General features: G+C 54.2%; 16 protein-coding genes. 5 read left to right on the top strand and 11 right to left on the bottom strand.

Annotated features, from left to right (window positions below; genetic code table 11):
• Positions 1 to 22: 22 nt before the first annotated feature.
• The 10 genes from VMJ32_16140 to VMJ32_16095 all read right to left on the bottom strand — a co-directional run bounded on the left by VMJ32_16140 (position 23) and on the right by VMJ32_16095 (position 9,331).
• Positions 23 to 1,282, bottom strand: a complete 1,260-nt coding sequence (locus VMJ32_16140) for a cytochrome P450 (protein HTQ40557.1) — start codon at positions 1,280 to 1,282, stop codon at positions 23 to 25.
• A gap of 278 nt (positions 1,283 to 1,560) precedes the next feature.
• Positions 1,561 to 2,031, bottom strand: coding sequence for a cupin domain-containing protein (locus VMJ32_16135; GenBank protein ID HTQ40556.1), 471 nt, complete (start codon positions 2,029 to 2,031; stop codon positions 1,561 to 1,563).
• A 122-nt stretch (positions 2,032 to 2,153) separates the two neighbouring features.
• A complete protein-coding gene (locus tag VMJ32_16130; GenBank protein HTQ40555.1) occupies positions 2,154 to 2,696 on the bottom strand; it encodes a hypothetical protein in 543 nt (180 codons plus the stop codon).
• A 36-nt stretch (positions 2,697 to 2,732) separates the two neighbouring features.
• Complete coding sequence (locus tag VMJ32_16125; GenBank protein ID HTQ40554.1) at positions 2,733 to 3,788, bottom strand: deoxyhypusine synthase; 1,056 nt, start codon at positions 3,786 to 3,788, stop codon at positions 2,733 to 2,735.
• A 131-nt stretch (positions 3,789 to 3,919) separates the two neighbouring features.
• Entirely contained in the window at positions 3,920 to 4,513 is a 594-nt protein-coding gene (locus VMJ32_16120) for a nucleotidyl transferase AbiEii/AbiGii toxin family protein (protein HTQ40553.1), read from the bottom strand.
• Positions 4,503 to 4,769, bottom strand: coding sequence for a hypothetical protein (locus tag VMJ32_16115; GenBank protein HTQ40552.1), 267 nt, complete (start codon positions 4,767 to 4,769; stop codon positions 4,503 to 4,505). Before VMJ32_16115 ends, VMJ32_16120 begins: the two co-directional genes overlap by 11 nt.
• A gap of 118 nt (positions 4,770 to 4,887) precedes the next feature.
• The gene (glgP, locus tag VMJ32_16110; GenBank protein HTQ40551.1) at positions 4,888 to 7,095 is read right to left on the bottom strand and encodes an alpha-glucan family phosphorylase; all 2,208 of its coding nucleotides are present in this window, start codon (positions 7,093 to 7,095) and stop codon (positions 4,888 to 4,890) included.
• Between the two features lie 337 nt (positions 7,096 to 7,432).
• The gene (locus tag VMJ32_16105; protein HTQ40550.1) at positions 7,433 to 7,660 is read right to left on the bottom strand and encodes a hypothetical protein; all 228 of its coding nucleotides are present in this window, start codon (positions 7,658 to 7,660) and stop codon (positions 7,433 to 7,435) included.
• A gap of 277 nt (positions 7,661 to 7,937) precedes the next feature.
• The gene (locus VMJ32_16100; protein ID HTQ40549.1) at positions 7,938 to 8,600 is read right to left on the bottom strand and encodes a hypothetical protein; all 663 of its coding nucleotides are present in this window, start codon (positions 8,598 to 8,600) and stop codon (positions 7,938 to 7,940) included.
• Between the two features lie 572 nt (positions 8,601 to 9,172).
• Positions 9,173 to 9,331 carry a hypothetical protein gene (locus VMJ32_16095; GenBank protein ID HTQ40548.1) on the bottom strand — a complete coding sequence of 53 codons (159 nt, stop codon included), beginning with the start codon at positions 9,329 to 9,331 and terminating at the stop codon, positions 9,173 to 9,175.
• Between the two features lie 215 nt (positions 9,332 to 9,546).
• On the opposite strand from VMJ32_16095, the gene VMJ32_16090 reads away from it, so the two are divergent.
• Complete coding sequence (locus VMJ32_16090) at positions 9,547 to 10,431, top strand: hypothetical protein (protein ID HTQ40547.1); 885 nt, start codon at positions 9,547 to 9,549, stop codon at positions 10,429 to 10,431.
• Positions 10,428 to 11,135, top strand: a complete 708-nt coding sequence (locus VMJ32_16085; GenBank protein HTQ40546.1) for a DNA methyltransferase — start codon at positions 10,428 to 10,430, stop codon at positions 11,133 to 11,135. Before VMJ32_16090 ends, VMJ32_16085 begins: the two co-directional genes overlap by 4 nt.
• On the opposite strand, the gene VMJ32_16080 is transcribed toward VMJ32_16085, so the two are convergent.
• Positions 11,044 to 11,760, bottom strand: coding sequence for a hypothetical protein (locus tag VMJ32_16080; protein HTQ40545.1), 717 nt, complete (start codon positions 11,758 to 11,760; stop codon positions 11,044 to 11,046). The two genes, VMJ32_16085 and VMJ32_16080, sit on opposite strands and share 92 nt — an antisense overlap.
• 320 nt (positions 11,761 to 12,080) lie before the next feature.
• Between VMJ32_16080 and VMJ32_16075 the strand changes: the two genes are divergently transcribed.
• From VMJ32_16075 to VMJ32_16065, 3 genes are all read left to right on the top strand, one after another.
• Positions 12,081 to 13,160 carry an acyl-CoA dehydrogenase family protein gene (locus VMJ32_16075; protein ID HTQ40544.1) on the top strand — a complete coding sequence of 360 codons (1,080 nt, stop codon included), beginning with the start codon at positions 12,081 to 12,083 and terminating at the stop codon, positions 13,158 to 13,160.
• A 57-nt stretch (positions 13,161 to 13,217) separates the two neighbouring features.
• Complete coding sequence (locus VMJ32_16070; protein HTQ40543.1) at positions 13,218 to 15,401, top strand: prolyl oligopeptidase family serine peptidase; 2,184 nt, start codon at positions 13,218 to 13,220, stop codon at positions 15,399 to 15,401.
• Between the two features lie 294 nt (positions 15,402 to 15,695).
• Positions 15,696 to 15,991, top strand: a 296-nt coding sequence (locus VMJ32_16065) for a hypothetical protein (GenBank protein HTQ40542.1), incomplete at its 3' end; no start/stop codon positions are given.

Below are 15,991 nucleotides of genomic sequence, written 5' to 3'. Positions count from 1 at the left end.
CTTCTGCGTTCTGCCTTTCTATTCATCGCCATTTCACTTCCAGCGGCAGCGATTTCAGCCCTCGCAAAATCAGCCCGCGATTCCAGCGTAATTTTTCTCGCGGCACAGCCAAGCGAATGTCGGCGGTGCGCTGCAAGAGCGCCCCAATCGCAATTTGCGCTTCCAATCGCGCCAACGGCGCTCCCAGGCAATAATGCGGCCCCAGGCCAAACGCCAAATGCTTGTTCGGCTCGCGGCCCAAATCCAACTCGTCGGGATTGGCAAAATGCTGTTCGTCCCGATTCGCCGACGCAATCGCCGCCAGCACTAAATTCCCACGCGGAATCGTCACGCCGGCAATCGTCACATTTTCCTTCGTATACCGTTCAGTTGCCGTTTCCACCGGACTGGTGAAACGCAGCAGTTCTTCCACGGCTGACTTCATCAACTCGGGTTCCCGCCGCAGCCGGAAAAGTTGATCCGGATGTTCCAACAGCGCCGCCACGCCGTTGCCGATCAAATTCACGGTCGTCTCATGCCCGGCAACCAGCAGCACAAATCCCATGGATACCAGTTCGTCTTCGGTCAGTTTTTGGCCATTCTCTTGGGCCGCGATCAGCGCGCTCAGCAAATCATCTTGCGGCGCGGCGCGCTTCATGGTCACCAGCCGACGCAAATAATTGCTAAACCGCCAAATGACCGGCAGGCTACGCAACATGCGGAAGCGCTTACCGCCGCTGGCGATCATCGATTCCGTCCAGCGATGAAATTTATGGCGGTCGCGCGGTGGCACTCCCAGCATTTCCGCAATCACAATGGCGGGAATCGGCAGCGCAAATTGGCTGACTAAATCGAACGAACGCTGTTTGCTCGCCGCCGTCAGCAATTCGCCGGCCAATTCCGCAATTCGCGGCCGCAGCCCTTCCACGAAGCTCGGTTTGAACGCTTGCTGCACCAACGCCCGCAACCGGGTGTGGTCGGGCGGGTCGGTATGCAACAAGTGCCGCACCAGCGGCAGCAAACTTTTTGGAATCCACGGCGGTTTTACATTCGGATTGTTTTCGAACAGCGTGCGAAATTCTTTCGAAAACCGCTCGTCCTTCAGCACCATGGCCACGTCGTCATAGCGCGAAACAATCCACGCCGGCATTTTGTCCGGCAGCACCGTCCGATACACCGGCGCTTCCCGCCGCAGCCGGGCGTAAAACTCAAACGCCTGCGCTTTGAACTCGGGCGTAGTGATGTTGACCGGCCGCTGTGCGGTCAACGGCGTGTCGGGCGCCGACAAAACAGACTGAACCATAACTTCCTTCGTGATTGCTCAACCGCGTCTATTAAAATACTCCCAACGTTAGGCAATGCTGGCAGACTTTCTTAGCGCTGTGCCCCGAAGGGGCAACCTAATATAGCCCAGGGCAAGTCCCGGCGCGCCGGGACGTCGCCCTGGGATACCGTTACTGGATAAACAAAAAGCCCCAACGGGGCGGTGTTAAACTCGCCGTGGCGAGGTGAGGGTAATCTTCTTTTTATCGCTGTTAACATAACTCGCGCACAGACAGGCACGGCGACATCACCGACAGATTATTTCGCCTGCTCTTTCGGCGGAGCGCCCGTCGACCACTTGATCACGTAGTAAGTAGCCGGGGCATCGCTGGTGTTGCGCACGCCGTACAGATCGTTGGCAGCCACAAAAATCGCGGAACCGGCTTCCACCTTTCGCGGCTGATCGTTGATGATTGCTTCGATCGTCCCTTCTTTCACAATCACCAGTTCCTCATCCGGCTGACGGCGCGGCGGATGCGTGCTTTGGCCCGGATTGATCGTGCTGGCGTGACATTCCAAATGATCCAGCGCCCCCGTCCGCCCATCAAAAATCTGCCGTCTTTCCCCATAGCTCTGAGGATCCACTTTGACCTGATTCCAATCGAACACCGTCGATTCCATCGCCGGCTTCACAGCGGCCGGCTTCCCTGGAGTTTGCGCACACGTGACGGCGGCAAAAACAGCTAAAATTGCGCTGCTTCCCAAAACAAAACGCCGTTGAATATTCATGGTCTTGTTTTCCTGTTTGCTTGGAACCGGGCGTTCAAATGCCCGCCTTGGTAAATTCCGGTCACACTGATTCTACGTGCCTGGCCTGCAGGACGCATTTTAGCAGCGAATTAAATGTCCCATCAATTGTTTTCCACGATTCGCACGGAATAACGATCCTCAAAATTGTCTTCCACACGCCTAATCACATCGACAAAGTCAAGGTCGTCATTGGCACACGCAATGTTATCCTCCGGGCGAAGTGCACCGAGATTAATCCCGAGCAAGTCCTCCAGGATCATTCGGAGCCGGATTGGCAATTGCTCGGGAATACCCGTATCAGCGAAGAAAGTTTGATAGAACTCTGCGTCGCTTAATTTTGGCCGCTCTCGAAGATTCCGATGAAAGCGACGTTGTTCTGGACTGGGAGCCAGCGGCGCAAATGACAATTCTGGCGGTTTACCAGTTCGCAACCACGGTATCAAAACGTAAATACAGGCAGGCAAATCGAACACCAAAATTGCACCTGCAATTCCGAATGGAATCGCATTGGAAAAACTTCGAGGTTCGTGTGGCCAAAAACAAAACACGACCGCCAATATTAAACATGGAATAGCGATGACGAACGGGACCAGCGCAATATAAAATCTGCGCTTCTCATCCGCCAAATCTTCAACTTCAGTCATTGCACGCCCCCTGTCGGGAGACAAATCGGCCGTAAATTATCCGGCCGCCGCGCCCGCTGGTTCCAGCACCCGGCTAAAATGCTTGGCAGGCCGGTTTTTCCAGCCGCCTTTGTGCCAGGCGTAGCCGGCGATGAGCGGCAGGGCCAGCGTGGCTTCGCTGAACACCATTTGCTCGTAGGCCGTGTCGACTTTCCCCCAACTGCTGGCTTCTTTCAGCGTGCTGCTGGACAGGGCGCCGTCGCGGACATCGGCCACAGTAATTTGCACGGCGTATTTGTGCATCGGCGGCTCCTCGCCCAAAATGTCGGCCGCCACCACAATGTCTTGCGTAAAGTTCTTAGGCACGCCACCGCCGAGCATGAAAATGCCGGTCGTCGGATTTTTGATTTTAAGCTGCGTCAACTCGTAAAAATCTTTCACGCTGTCGATGGAAACTTTCGGCTGATCGCCCCGCGCATGCTGATGGGCCACCAAGCCAAAGCCTGCCGAGCAATCGGAAAAGGCCGGGCAGAAAATCGGCAGATCGTTTTCGTAGGCCGTGCGGACAATCGAGCCTTCCCCCTTGCCTTCTTCCACCAGCCACGCCCCCATGGCCTGAATGAATTCCCGCGAACTGTGCGGCCGCGGCGGCAGTTGATCGGCAATGATGCGCGTGGTGTCATCGCACACCCGCAATTCGTCTTCGTCGATCAGCGTGTCGTAAATGCGGTCGATGTGAGCGTCGCGGAGCTTGTCATCATCCAGGCCCGCCTTCAGCCGATCTTCCGCCAGGTAGTGGCGATAGCCCAGGGCTTCGAAAAAATCTTGATCGACAATGTTGGCGCCGGTGCTGACAATGCAATCGATCATTCGGCTGCGGATCATTTCCACGAACACGCCCTTCAGCCCGGCGCTGATGAGCGAACCGGCCAGGCACAAAATAATGCCACACTCTTTGTCGCGGAGCATGCGGTCGTAAATATCGGCCGCCCGAGCCAAATCGCGGGCTGTAAACGCCATGTGCTGCATGGCCTCGACCAGGCTGACGACGTTGTGCTTGGTGATATCGACGTGCTCAATGGTTTGGGAAAGCAATTGCTTTTTGCTGGGCATGCTGACGCTCCTAAACGGAAACAAAAAATGACGAAGCTCCAAATTGTACCAAAAACACGACGGCGACACAGCCGCTTTGCACGGTTAGAAGTCGATGAGATCAACCACCTACCGCACGGTCATGTCGGAACTTAGATCGCCGGCGGCGCTTCGCTGGGAAAGGCTTCCCGCCAAATCTCGGCGAATTCGCCGTGCAAAGCCAGGCGGCGGATCCAGTGGGTCAAATAATTCAGATCGATTTCGGGGCGATTTTCCCGCAGCAGCATGGCGGCATCGGCCCGGTCGATCACGCGGCCGGCGATCAGCTTCAGCAGAATCAAATCTTCCGCCCGGAGCACATCGGCGGGATGGCCCAATCCTGGAATTGATTGTTTGGTTCGACGAGTCAGCGCCGTTTTTTGATATTCTGAACCGGCGAACAATAAATCCAATTGAAACGGATAAATTCCGTCGGGCGGTTTGTACTTTAATTGAATCAGCTGTTGGTCGTCGATTTGCAAAATCGGCGGCGAATGCCGGGGATAGAAACCCGCACCACAAATTGCTTGTAATACCTCATTCACCTTTGATTCATCCATGCCGATTAGAATGTCGGCATCGCGCGTGAACCGAGCATGATTCCAAGCCGAAAGTGCCAAACCGCCGATCACAGCCATTGGCAATTCTAAAGGTTCCAATGCCAACCACGCCTGCCGCAAGGTTGTCAACACGCCTTCACTGGCCATATTCGCGCTCCCGGCGGCGCAAATTGCTGATCATTTGGAAAACAGCGCGATCGTGTTCTTCGGTGCGGCGATCCAACCATTTCAGAAAGGCGACCTCATAATCTCCGTCGGGTCCTAGGCGCCGGCGGATGCCGGCCAAAACCAATTGATCTCCCTCGTCGACCATTTGCGCCCACAGCGCAATTTTTTGCGCTGCCGACAAATGACGAATGCTAGGCGGGGCGAGTTCCGGCGGGGGAATGAGTTGGTTTTTCATACTGAAATTCTACCACGCCACCGGCGCATGTCGCCAACAACGATAATATTCGATGCAAAATCGATCGTGCCGGTCAAACTCAACAGGGCCGAAAAGTCGATGTGGCGGCGGCGAAAACTTACCGCACGGTCATGTCGGAGCTTAAGCCGCCGGCGGCGGGCAGGTAGCAGTGGGTCACGTAATCAGCCACCATGCGGTGCGAGCTGAATCGCCACGCCAGCGAGCTAATACTGTTCATCATCCGTTGAATCCAATGATGTGGCAAACCGTCGGCATCGCGGTCGTAAAACAGCGGAATCACTTCCTGCTCTAGCACCCGCATCAGGTCTTGACCATCGCGGCGGTCGCCAATTTCATCGGAGACGTGCGTCGTGCCATGCCCAATGGCAAAGCCGTTTTTGCCGTCGTAAGCTTCCGCCCACCAACCGTCGAGAATCGACAAGTTGAGCGCCCCGTTCAACACCGCCTTTTGGCCGCTGGTGCCGGACGCTTCCAACGGGCGGCGCGGATTGTTTAGCCACACGTCGACCCCTTGCACCAGGTGCCGAGCCACGTTGATATCGTAATCTTCCACATACACTATCCGGCCGGCGAAGCGCGGATCGTGCCGAATGTTGGCGATGCTGCGAATCAGCCGCTTGCCGGGCTCATCGGCCGGATGAGCCTTGCCGGCGAAAATCAATTGGATCGGCCGGTGCGGATCGTTGATCAGCGCTGCCAGTCGATCCACATCTTGCATGATCAAATCGGCCCGCTTATACGTGGCGAAGCGGCGGGCAAACCCAATGGTGAGAATGTTGGGGTCCAACAAATTCCGAGCCTGCTCCACGGCCTCGTCACTTTCGCCCCGGCGACGGCACTGTCGGCTCACGCGGCGGCGGACAAATTGCAGCAACAAGTTTTTCAGGGCGTAATGGGTTTCCCACAGTTCGCCGGGATCACAACGGTAAATTTCTTGCCAGATTTCCGGCTTGCCCATGTGCCTCATCCAATCGGCCACGAACATCCGGTCGTAAAGCTGTTGCATTTGCCAGGCCAGCCAACTGGGAATATGCACGCCGTTGGTAATGTGACCGATAGGAATTTCTTCCTCCACTCGCCACGGCCACAGGTGCGCCCACATGCGGCGCGATACGTGCCCGTGCAAGGCGCTAACGGCGTTGGCCCGGCGCGACATTTTCAGCCCCAGCACCGTCATGCAAAAACTTTCCCCTTCGTTGTGCGGTTCCACGCGTCCCAGGCCCATCAATTGCTGCAAAGAAATTCCCAACATATCGCGCGTGGGACCCAAGTGTTCTTCCATCAAACCCCCATCGAAGCGGTCGTGCCCGGCCGGCACCGGCGTGTGCGTCGTGAATACAGTGTGCTGGGCGACTTCACGCAACGCATCGTCAAAGCTTTGGCCATCGTCGTGCATCCGCTCCCGAATGGCTTCCAACGTGGCGAACACGCTATGGCCTTCGTTCAAATGATACACGCCGGGATAAATGCCCAGGGCCCGCAACGCTTTCACACCGCCGACGCCCAAAATCAGTTCTTGGCGAATGCGCGTGCGATGATCGCCGCCATACAGCCGGCTGGTCAATTGCTGATCTTCCGGTTTGTTGCCATCTACGTCGCAATCGAGCAAATACAAATCGACCCGGCCCACGCGCATCAACCACAGCTTGGCAAATAACGGTCCGGTCCGCGTATCGACCCGCACGGTAATCGGCCGGCCATCGACACCCAGCGCGGGCTCCATGGGCACGTTTTCCACCTTGGTGTCGAGGTATTCTTCCTGCTGATACCCCTCGATATCCAAATGCTGTTTGAAATATCCCTGGTCGTAGAACAATCCGATCGCAATCAGCGGCACACCCAGCCCGCTGGCACTTTTGATATGGTCGCCCGAGAGCACCCCCAAGCCGCCGGAGTAAATCGGCACCGATTCGTGAATGCCGAACTCGGCGGAGAAATACGCCACCGGTTTGGATCCCAACACGCCGGCGTGTGTTGTTCCCCACATGGTGCGCGGGCCAATATATTCCTTCAACCGGCGATAAGATTGATTGATGCGGCTATACAATACCAACTCGGCCGCGCGCATTTCCAAGCGTTCGGGCGTGAACTCTGCCAGCAGTGCAATGGGGTTGTGATCTAGCTGCCGCCAACGAATCGGATCTAAATCGCGAAACAGATTGATGACATCCGGGTGCCAGGTCCACCACAAATTGCGCGCAATCGCCAGGCACTTATCGTAAATTGATTGCGGAGAGAATTCCGCCAGGCTGGGCTTTTTGGCAGGCACCGAAGCGGAGACCGATTCTACCTCAGTTTGACTCATGCGATTCCTTTTGCTTCCGCCACGAAAGCTAGGCCACGATGTTGATTTTTCACATTTGGGCAGAACCGGCAATTATATCGCTCTTCAGCCCGTATTGCGACCCCTGCTCGCACGCTGGGTAGTGTCCTAATTTGAAAAAGTTGCAATGAGCGAGCCGGATTATGCTCACCTCAAGGCCGCAGAACTGGACGCGCTCCTGCCGTGCGATGGCGGCTTATAAACAGCCTTTAATTTGTACCGATTATCGCTGTTATTTCCGATCAGAAATCATTCATCTAGTCGCAAATACGATATGTGAGATAATGCCAATATGAGGGATTTAGACATACGTCAAGCGCTAATCTCGGACTTGCGCAAGCGCCACAATGGTGAGGCCGAAACCCGCATTGTTGAGGAACTGGGGCTTGCCCAGGGTATTTCGCGAGTCGATGTTGCGGTTATCAATGGCGCTTTTAATGGCTTTGAGATCAAAAGCAACAGAGATCGACTTGACCGCCTCCCGCATCAACGGGATGTGTATTGCCGTTTTTTCGACACCATGACAATAGTGGTCGGCGACAAGCACATCCAGCGTGCTAGGATAGAAATTCCAAAATGGTGGGGGATTGTAGAGGCTCGCGACTTAAGTGGTCTCATCCATCTCCGGCCGGTGCGCAAAGCTAGGCTAAACAAACGAATTGATCCCCACGCTGTTGTCCAGCTCCTCTGGAAATCAGAAGCCATATCCATTTTGGCGGAGTTTGGCATCATGGAAAAACACTCTCGCGCCAGCGCCTGGATCGCGCTCACTAAAATCTTTGGGTGTGGCGAGCTATGTCAGCGTGTCAGATCGGCAATTAAGGCTAGGGGAGATTGGCGATCTGGTCCAACACCATTTCGATGTGGTGATTTGTCCCGATCCGCCGCCACCGTTCAGCGTTCCCAGGCGAACCTCCATTGGTTGCTTTCTCGTAAATTTCAGCATCTCCCGCGCTAAATTCAGCGCCGCTAAATTCCTCCATTTCTACCAAGCTTCGACATATACCAAGAAATTGGTCAAAGCCATCTTCGTGTGTAAAAACGTTGTGGCCCTTCCAAATCAGGAATTTATCCGGGCAAGTATATCTTAGTTGCGCTAAGATTGTCGCGCGGCCTGTTGGGGGCAGCTGCGGATGCGCAATTGCATAATCGCCATACGTCGGCAGCCATGTTAGTCTTCTTGGTGTCCTAATAACTGAGCGCCATCCCAGCCAATCGCTTCTGCTTCGCTCATTCCAGCCGCGTTCCAACGGGGCCAAGCTCAGTGGGAAAGCGCCCGCAATCACTGTCACAGTGCGCCAATCGTCAAGTGCGGGAACAACTTCAAGGCGCGCCCGATGCAATTGCGCAATCGTGGCGGCTGGATGGTCGGCAACTGTATCCGCATCTACGATTATGTCGATTTGATCCTTCTCCAAATCGACATAATCAAGCAATGCATCAAGCGCTTCGGCGAGCTGGTCTTCATCCTCAAAATCGCTTGACACCAAGCGAATTCACAACACGGGACGTACACAGCAAGGTGAAAGAATTGAAGCCGGATGAGCAGGTCCGCCGATCGGCTGTTTCTCATGCACTGCGCCGCATGGCTGAGGCCCCGGACGGCGACATTGAGTTGGTAGAACTCGGAAAAGGCAAACGCCCATCGCGATTCCGAAGGCGGAAACCGCTGCCGCGTTAAAATTAAAACTCAGGGACGAAAGAAGAGGTTTGGATGCCCGAAAAAGTCAACAAAAAGCCCGACAGGGGCGGTCCCTGCCGGGTCTTTTCGTTTTCATCCGCCCAACCAAAGGTCGCAGCCCAGCAGGATCAGCGTTGGCAAACGGTTCCTGACGGCACGACCAGCGGTGTAGCAGATTGGAGCTGTAAGATGTGGCGAACCTATAGGGTCTTAATACTCTAAATGCGGCCGGCGGGGTAACACCCAATGGTCACGCGCCCCTACAGGCCGAAGAAACTGTGGGGGTATTTTTTTGATTTCCAGTCCCCACCGTCAACCCCAAATTATAACGCGCCACTGACCCTATGACAGCCACCCCTTTGCTTTTCTGCTTTGCCGCTAGCTGCGGCGTTTCGCGGCCTTTAATAGCAGTTTTCTGGCCCAATTAGAGGCATTGCCATCGGCTGCTTTGTCGATGGCTTCTCGCTCCTCGACCGACAGGCGAATTCGGAGAGGCTTACTGCGGCGAACATCGGCGGGTAGCTTCTTGCGTCCCATAATCCGTAAGTGTAGCCACGAATTTATTTTCGTCAATCTGATAATAAATGTGGCTACAACTATTGACAGCCAATATAAACGTGGCTACATTTATATTAGATGAAAAACCCCGGTGCAGCCGGCAAGCCGCAACGGGGCAAACACAACCAGGCTTTCGCTAGGCTGCGTCCTCTAAGCCCATTCTAGCGAACGCCGCAACCAAAGTGGAGTTCGCAATGGCAAATGTTCTAAAGTCCGACAAAAGGCTGCAAATTATCCATCTTTTGTGCGAGGGCAATTCAATCCGTTCGACCGAGCGATTGACAGGTGTACACAGGGACACCATTATGCGAGTATTGGTGGACTTTGGGGAAAAGTGCCGAGTCATGCTGGACAACTGGATGCGCGACCTCAAGCTTCGTCATATCCAGGCCGATGAAATTTGGACCTTTGTTCAAAAAAAAGAAGGCCGGATTCACGTTGACGAAAAAGAAAGAAAGCCGTTTATTGGCGATCAATTCCTCTTCATCGCATTGGATCAAAAAACGAAGTTGATTCCAAGCTTCATCATTGGTAAGCGGACGGCTAATACGACCTATCGGTTTATCGAAGATTTGTCAAAACGAATTGTGCTGCCAGGGCCGCACGACAGCGACTCGCACGCCTTTCATCCAGAAGGCTTTCGGAACCCAGTGCAAATTTCAACCGATGGCTTCAAACACTACAAATACTCAATCGATAGGTTTATGGGTGCAAGAGTGTTGCACGGCGTACTTATAAAAAACTACCGCAATGCCGACATGCCTGGGAGGTATGCAGCCCCGGAAATGGTCAACACCCAAAGGATTGGGATTACTCAGGGAATAAATCTTCAGTCGATTTGCACGAGCCATGTTGAAAGGAAAAATTTGTCGATCCGCACTTTTATGAAACGGTTCGCGCGACTCAGCCTGGGCTTTAGCAAAAAGCTGGAAAACCTAGAGGCCGCAGTGGCCATCCACGTAGCCCACTACAATTTTTGCCGACGACACAGTACGCTACGGATGACACCGGCAATGGCAGCGGGAGTGACCGACACACTATGGTCACTCGAAACGCTGATTGAAAGGAGTCAATCATGAGGAAAAGACGAGAAGTAGTGAACGGGTCTTCTACGACCAGCGCAGTTTTAAGCGCACACGTTGGGGGGAATGGTTATGCGTTCCCGCAAATAATCAGGTTGCATGTGCCAGAGGGGGGTGTAATTGCCGACGTTACTTATGGCAAGGGTGTTTTTTGGAAGCACGTAGACTTGTCAAAATACACGTTAAAAGCGACGGATATTCAAACAGGTGTCGATTGCCGAAAACTGCCTTATGATGCCAACAGTTTAGATTGCGTTGTGCTCGACCCTCCCTATATGGAAGGTCTGTTTCGGCGAAAAAAATCGCACATGGCTGGCGCTGGAACGCATGCAGCGTTCCGCGCTCATTATTCAAACGGTGAAGCGACTAACGATGGAGGCCCAAAATGGCACAAGGCTGTGGTTGATCTGTATTTTCGCGCCGGAAAAGAGGCTTTCCGCGTTTTGAAACCAAACGGCGTTTTGATTGTGAAATGTCAGGACGAAGTCAGTGCAAATCGTCAAAACTTAACCCATGTCGAAATTATCCAAGAATACGAACGGCTTGGTTTTTACACCAAGGACCTATTCGTTATTGTCCGAGAAAACAGGCCTGTCGTCAGTCGAATGGTCAAGCAGGCGCACGCCCGGAAGAATCACTCTTACTTTTTGGTTTTCGTGAAGATACCGGCTGGAAAGAAACGCTCTTCGATGCGTTTTTAGGCTTCTTCAGCATTTCTTCCATCAAGCTAAACGGTTCATTTCTGAATGGCGGTTGAGGTGGCCAGAATGTAGGGATTAAACTTGGCAATAGATATTTCTGTTGGGCGGCCGTGTATTTCCTATAAGTATTTTTAGGCAAGTCTTGATTCTTGCAGAATACGAATTTCCATTTATTTTGAAAGGCATAAATGTTGATCGCCAGAATATCGAACTCGCCTCGAAGTAGGCAGGTGGTTTCTAGCGTTGATCCATCTGGAAACTTTACCCGCCGCCTATCGCTTGCATCGCATTGTGCTTTGCCAAAATAAGTTCCAGCGGCTGTTTGGATTACCGAATTCGTTTGCAGCGATTTGCTTTCGATCCGAAATGGGCGACCTTTATAGGTAACAACTAGGTCGCCTTTATTCTCGCGGTCATGGTCGTCATCTTTGACTACTTCCCCGGTGACGCCTTTGCGTTTAGTGAACCACATTTCCCTAAGCTTGTATTCCGCAATATACCCGAAGAGCATTCCACGGCAGCTTGGGTTTTCATCCATTGCCTTTGTTAACTGTTCAGCGGTGATCTCCCAGCGATCTAAAATCGTGGGCGTGCTAACAGGCGGGGCAATTTCTGCGTTTGACATGTGGCCATCTTGCCAAACTCCCATGCCAAAGTCAAAAAAATCTTTTTCAAATTAGGACATTACCCGCACGCTGGATGGGAATAAAATTGCAGCTTCCAGGAGTCTTCTTTCACCATCCTTCGAACCCACTGGACGACCCAACTGGCTTGCCCAATTTGGCAATCCTGAATGCAAGTGCGAACCAATGTTGATTGCAGCGGGAGGGGGTCTGCCATCGGGCTTGGGCGAACCGTTACACTAGAATTGCCGCCGTGAAAATGCTTTTGTAATTTATTGGGTCTTGGTATTTTTCTGCCACTCACTTTTCGATTCGACGTCCAATGGCCACGCTCAAACACATCACTCGGCCTGAGGGTAGGGAAATCGAACTGCTTTGTCACGAGCTTGCTTCCCGAGCAGGCAACCTAGACACAACCGGCGATTGGCCGGAGGAACAGCTTAATCTGCTCGGCAAAACGGGCGTATATCGTTGGTTCCAGCCGCAATATTGGGGAGGAGTCGACTGGAGCGAAGCAGACCTTGCCCGGGGATATGTCACACTCGCGGCGGCCTGCCTGACCACCACGTTTATTCTCACGCAGCGTAGTGCCGCCGTAAAACGCATCATCGAAAGCGATAACGAAGCGGCCAAGCAACAATTATTGCCGCGGCTGGCCGAGGGAAGTATGTTCACCACCGTCGGCATTTCGCATCTCACCACTAGCCGGCGCCACTTGGCCAAGCCCGTTTTGCAGGCTCAGGAAACTGCCGATGGCTTCGTGCTCAACGGCTACAGTCCCTGGGTCACCGGGGCTGATCACGCTGACAGCGTGGTCTTGGGCGCTACCTTGAACGATGGGCGGCAAATTCTACTCGCCTTGCCCACTTCGCTTCCCGGAGTCGTCACGCCGCCGCATGCACAACTGTTGGGCCTAACCGCTAGCCATACCGGGCCGCTGGAATGTCACGACGTGCACGTCGGCCGCGAATGGTTGCTCGATGGTCCGCTGGAAAACGTCATGGCCGCCCACAGCGGCGCAAAAACCGGCGGCTTGCAAACTTCCGCCTTGGCCATCGGTTTGTCGACAGCGGCCATAGCATATCTCGCCCGTGAATCTCAACAACGCGCCGATCTCGCGGGCCCCACCGAAAATCTGCAGCGCGAACTTTCCACCTGGGAGAACAATCTATTGTCGTTGGCTTCTGGCACAGAAGCTTGTACGTCGGAATCGCTCCGCGCCCATGCCAACAGCCTGGCACTGCGGGCGACCCAAGCTGCCTTGGCCGCGGCCAAAGGCGCCGGTTACGTTTCCGGACACCCGGCCGGCCGCTGGTGCCGTGAGGCGTTGTTCTTCCTAGTGTGGAGTTGCCCGCAACCGGTGATGAACGCCAATTTATGTGAATTAGCCGGGCTGGGTTGAATTCACTCTCCCATTGTGGAAGAGGGTTGGAGTAAGGGGATAAAACAAGGATCATCTATGCCAACTGCTGTTAATTCCATTCGACATCGATTGGTTTATCTCTTCATCGCATTATTGCTTCTTATGCTGTCTGATCCACTAACCCGCGCCGATGATCCCACACCATCATCCGCAGCACCGCTGATCTATCCGCAAGCCCGTCGTGGCGATCAAGTCGACGATTACCACGGTGTCAAAATTGCCGATCCCTATCGCTGGCTGGAAGATGTCGACAGTGCCGAAACCCGCGCTTGGGTCACCGCCGAAAACCGCCTGACTTTCGGCTTTCTGGAAAAAATCCCCCAGCGCGAAGCCATTCGCAAGCGGCTGACCGCGCTGCAAAACTACACCCGCTACGGCGTGCCCATGCAGCATGCAGGGCGCTACTTTTTCATCAAAAACGACGGCTTGCAAAACCAAAGCGTGTTGTATTGGGCCAGCTCGCTCACGGCGGAACCCCAAGTTCTGCTCGATCCCAACACGCTCTCCGCGAATGGGACGATTGCGCTGGCCCGCTTCAATGTCAGCTTTGACGGCAAGCTGTTGGATTACGGTCTGTCGTCGGCCGGCTCCGATTGGCAAACGCTGCACGTCCGCGATGTCGCCTCCGGCAAAGACCTGCCCGACGATCTCCGCTGGATCAAATTTTCCGCCACGGCTTGGACCCCCGACAATAAGGGTTTTTTCTACAGCCGTTACGACGAACCGAACGAAGCCACCAAGTTGCTTGACACCAATTACTATCAAAAACTGTTCTATCACCGCATCGGTACGCCGCAATCCGACGACCGCCTGATTTACCAGCGGCAGGACCAAAAAGAATGGGAATTCTACGGCATTGCCAGCGAAGACGGCCGCTATTTAATCATTGATGTCGAACATGGCACCGGACCGCAAAACGCCGTGTTTTATAAACGACTGGATCAGCCCGATGCCAAAGTGATTGAGCTCTTGCCTAACTTCGATGCCGAGTATCGCTTCCTGGGCAACGACGGCAGCGTGTTCTACTTCCGCACCGATTTAAATGCCCCGCTGGGCCGCATCATTGCCATCGATGTCGATCATCCCGAAAAAACAAACTGGCGGCAACTCATTCCTGAATCGTCCGACGCCATCGATTTCGCCGCGCTCATTGGTAATTCCTTTCTCATCTCATATCTTCACGATGCCCATGCTGTGATGAAAGTGTTCGACCTGGCGGGTCATCCGCAGGGAACGGTCGAATTGCCCGGCCTCGGCTCCGTCAGCGCTTTCGAAGGCCTGCGCACCGACCGCGAAACGTTTTTCGGCTTTACCAGTTTTACCACGCCGCAAATCATTTACCGCTATACGCTCGATGACGGCAAACTATCACTGTTCCGCCGGCCGCAGGCCGATTTTAACCCCGACGATTATGAAACCCGGCAAGTGTTTTACACCAGCCGCGACGGCACCCACGTGCCAATGTTCATTAGCGCCAAGAAAGGGCTGGAGCTGAACGGCGGAAATCCCACGCTGCTGTACGGCTACGGCGGCTTCAACATTTCGCTGACGCCGGTGTTTTCCGTCGCCGATATTTTGTGGATGGAAATGGGAGGTGTGTGTGCCCAGCCGAATTTGCGCGGCGGCGGAGAGTACGGCCGCGTCTGGCACGAAGCCGGCATCAAATTGAAAAAGCAGAACGTGTTCGACGATTTTATTGCCGCCGCCCAGTGGCTCATCGATCAAAAATATACGTCCACGCCCAAACTGGCTATTTCCGGCCGCTCCAACGGCGGCCTGCTGGTCGGCGCCTGTCTGACGCAGCGGCCCGATTTGTTCGGCGCCGCCCTGCCCGGCGTCGGCGTCATGGACATGTTGCGGTTTCACAAATTCACCATCGGCTGGGGCTGGGTCAGCGATTATGGCTCCGCCGACAATGCCGAAGAATTCGCCGCCCTGTGGGCTTACTCGCCGCTGCACAACATCAAGCCCGGCACTTATTATCCGCCGACGCTAATCACCACTGCCGATCACGATGACCGCGTGGTGCCAGGTCACAGCTTCAAATTCGCCGCAGCGCTGCAAGCCGCCCAGGCGGGCCCCGCGCCGATCCTCATTCGCATCGAAACGGAAGCCGGCCACGGTGCCGGCAAGCCAACCGCAAAAATTATCGACGAACAATCCGATGAGTTCGCTTTCTTAATCGATGTGTTGAAGATGAAATCTCCGCCGACGCACTAATTGCAACGGTCGAAGAAAGCATCAACCATGTCGCGTTCTACGGATTCTCGGCACTTTGATTGCTGTGATGAGCTTACAGGAATAAGCTTAAGTGCCCCTAAATTCATCAGTTAGCAAAAGCCTTAACTAAATCCAAATGGTCGGCTAACCGAATGCGCACATTCAGTCCTTACATTCTCCATTTCACTGCTAATGGAAAGAAGTGCATTGAAATCGTTAGATTTTGTGTGCTTAAGGATGGGAGAATTGATGCATGCATTTTGGGCGGGGTCTCTGCTCAAAAGAAACACGTCGTTGGCTGCGTCCGTGTTCGCCGTGATCGCGGCGGGCGCCAGCCGCGCTTCGGCTGTTTCTTTCACACCGGGTGATTTGATCGTAAGCACCTACGGAGATACCGGGAATCTCGCGCAAGGGGCGCCGTCGCCGATCACGCTGATCGAGTTTTCGACCGTGGCCAATTCATCGCCGATCCTGACCGATACACTGCCGACGACCAACGGCGTGGGTGGAAGCAGCAATCTGGGCATTGTTGGCCAGTACGGTTCCAACTCGGAGGGAAACATCCAGCTTTCCGGAAACGACCGTTATTT

The sequence above is a fragment of the Pirellulales bacterium genome, assembly GCA_035499655.1.
Lineage (GTDB): Bacteria > Planctomycetota > Planctomycetia > Pirellulales > JADZDJ01 > DATJYL01.
The sequence above is the reverse complement of the archived record's forward strand: the minus strand, read 5'-3'. Positions and strand labels throughout refer to the sequence as shown.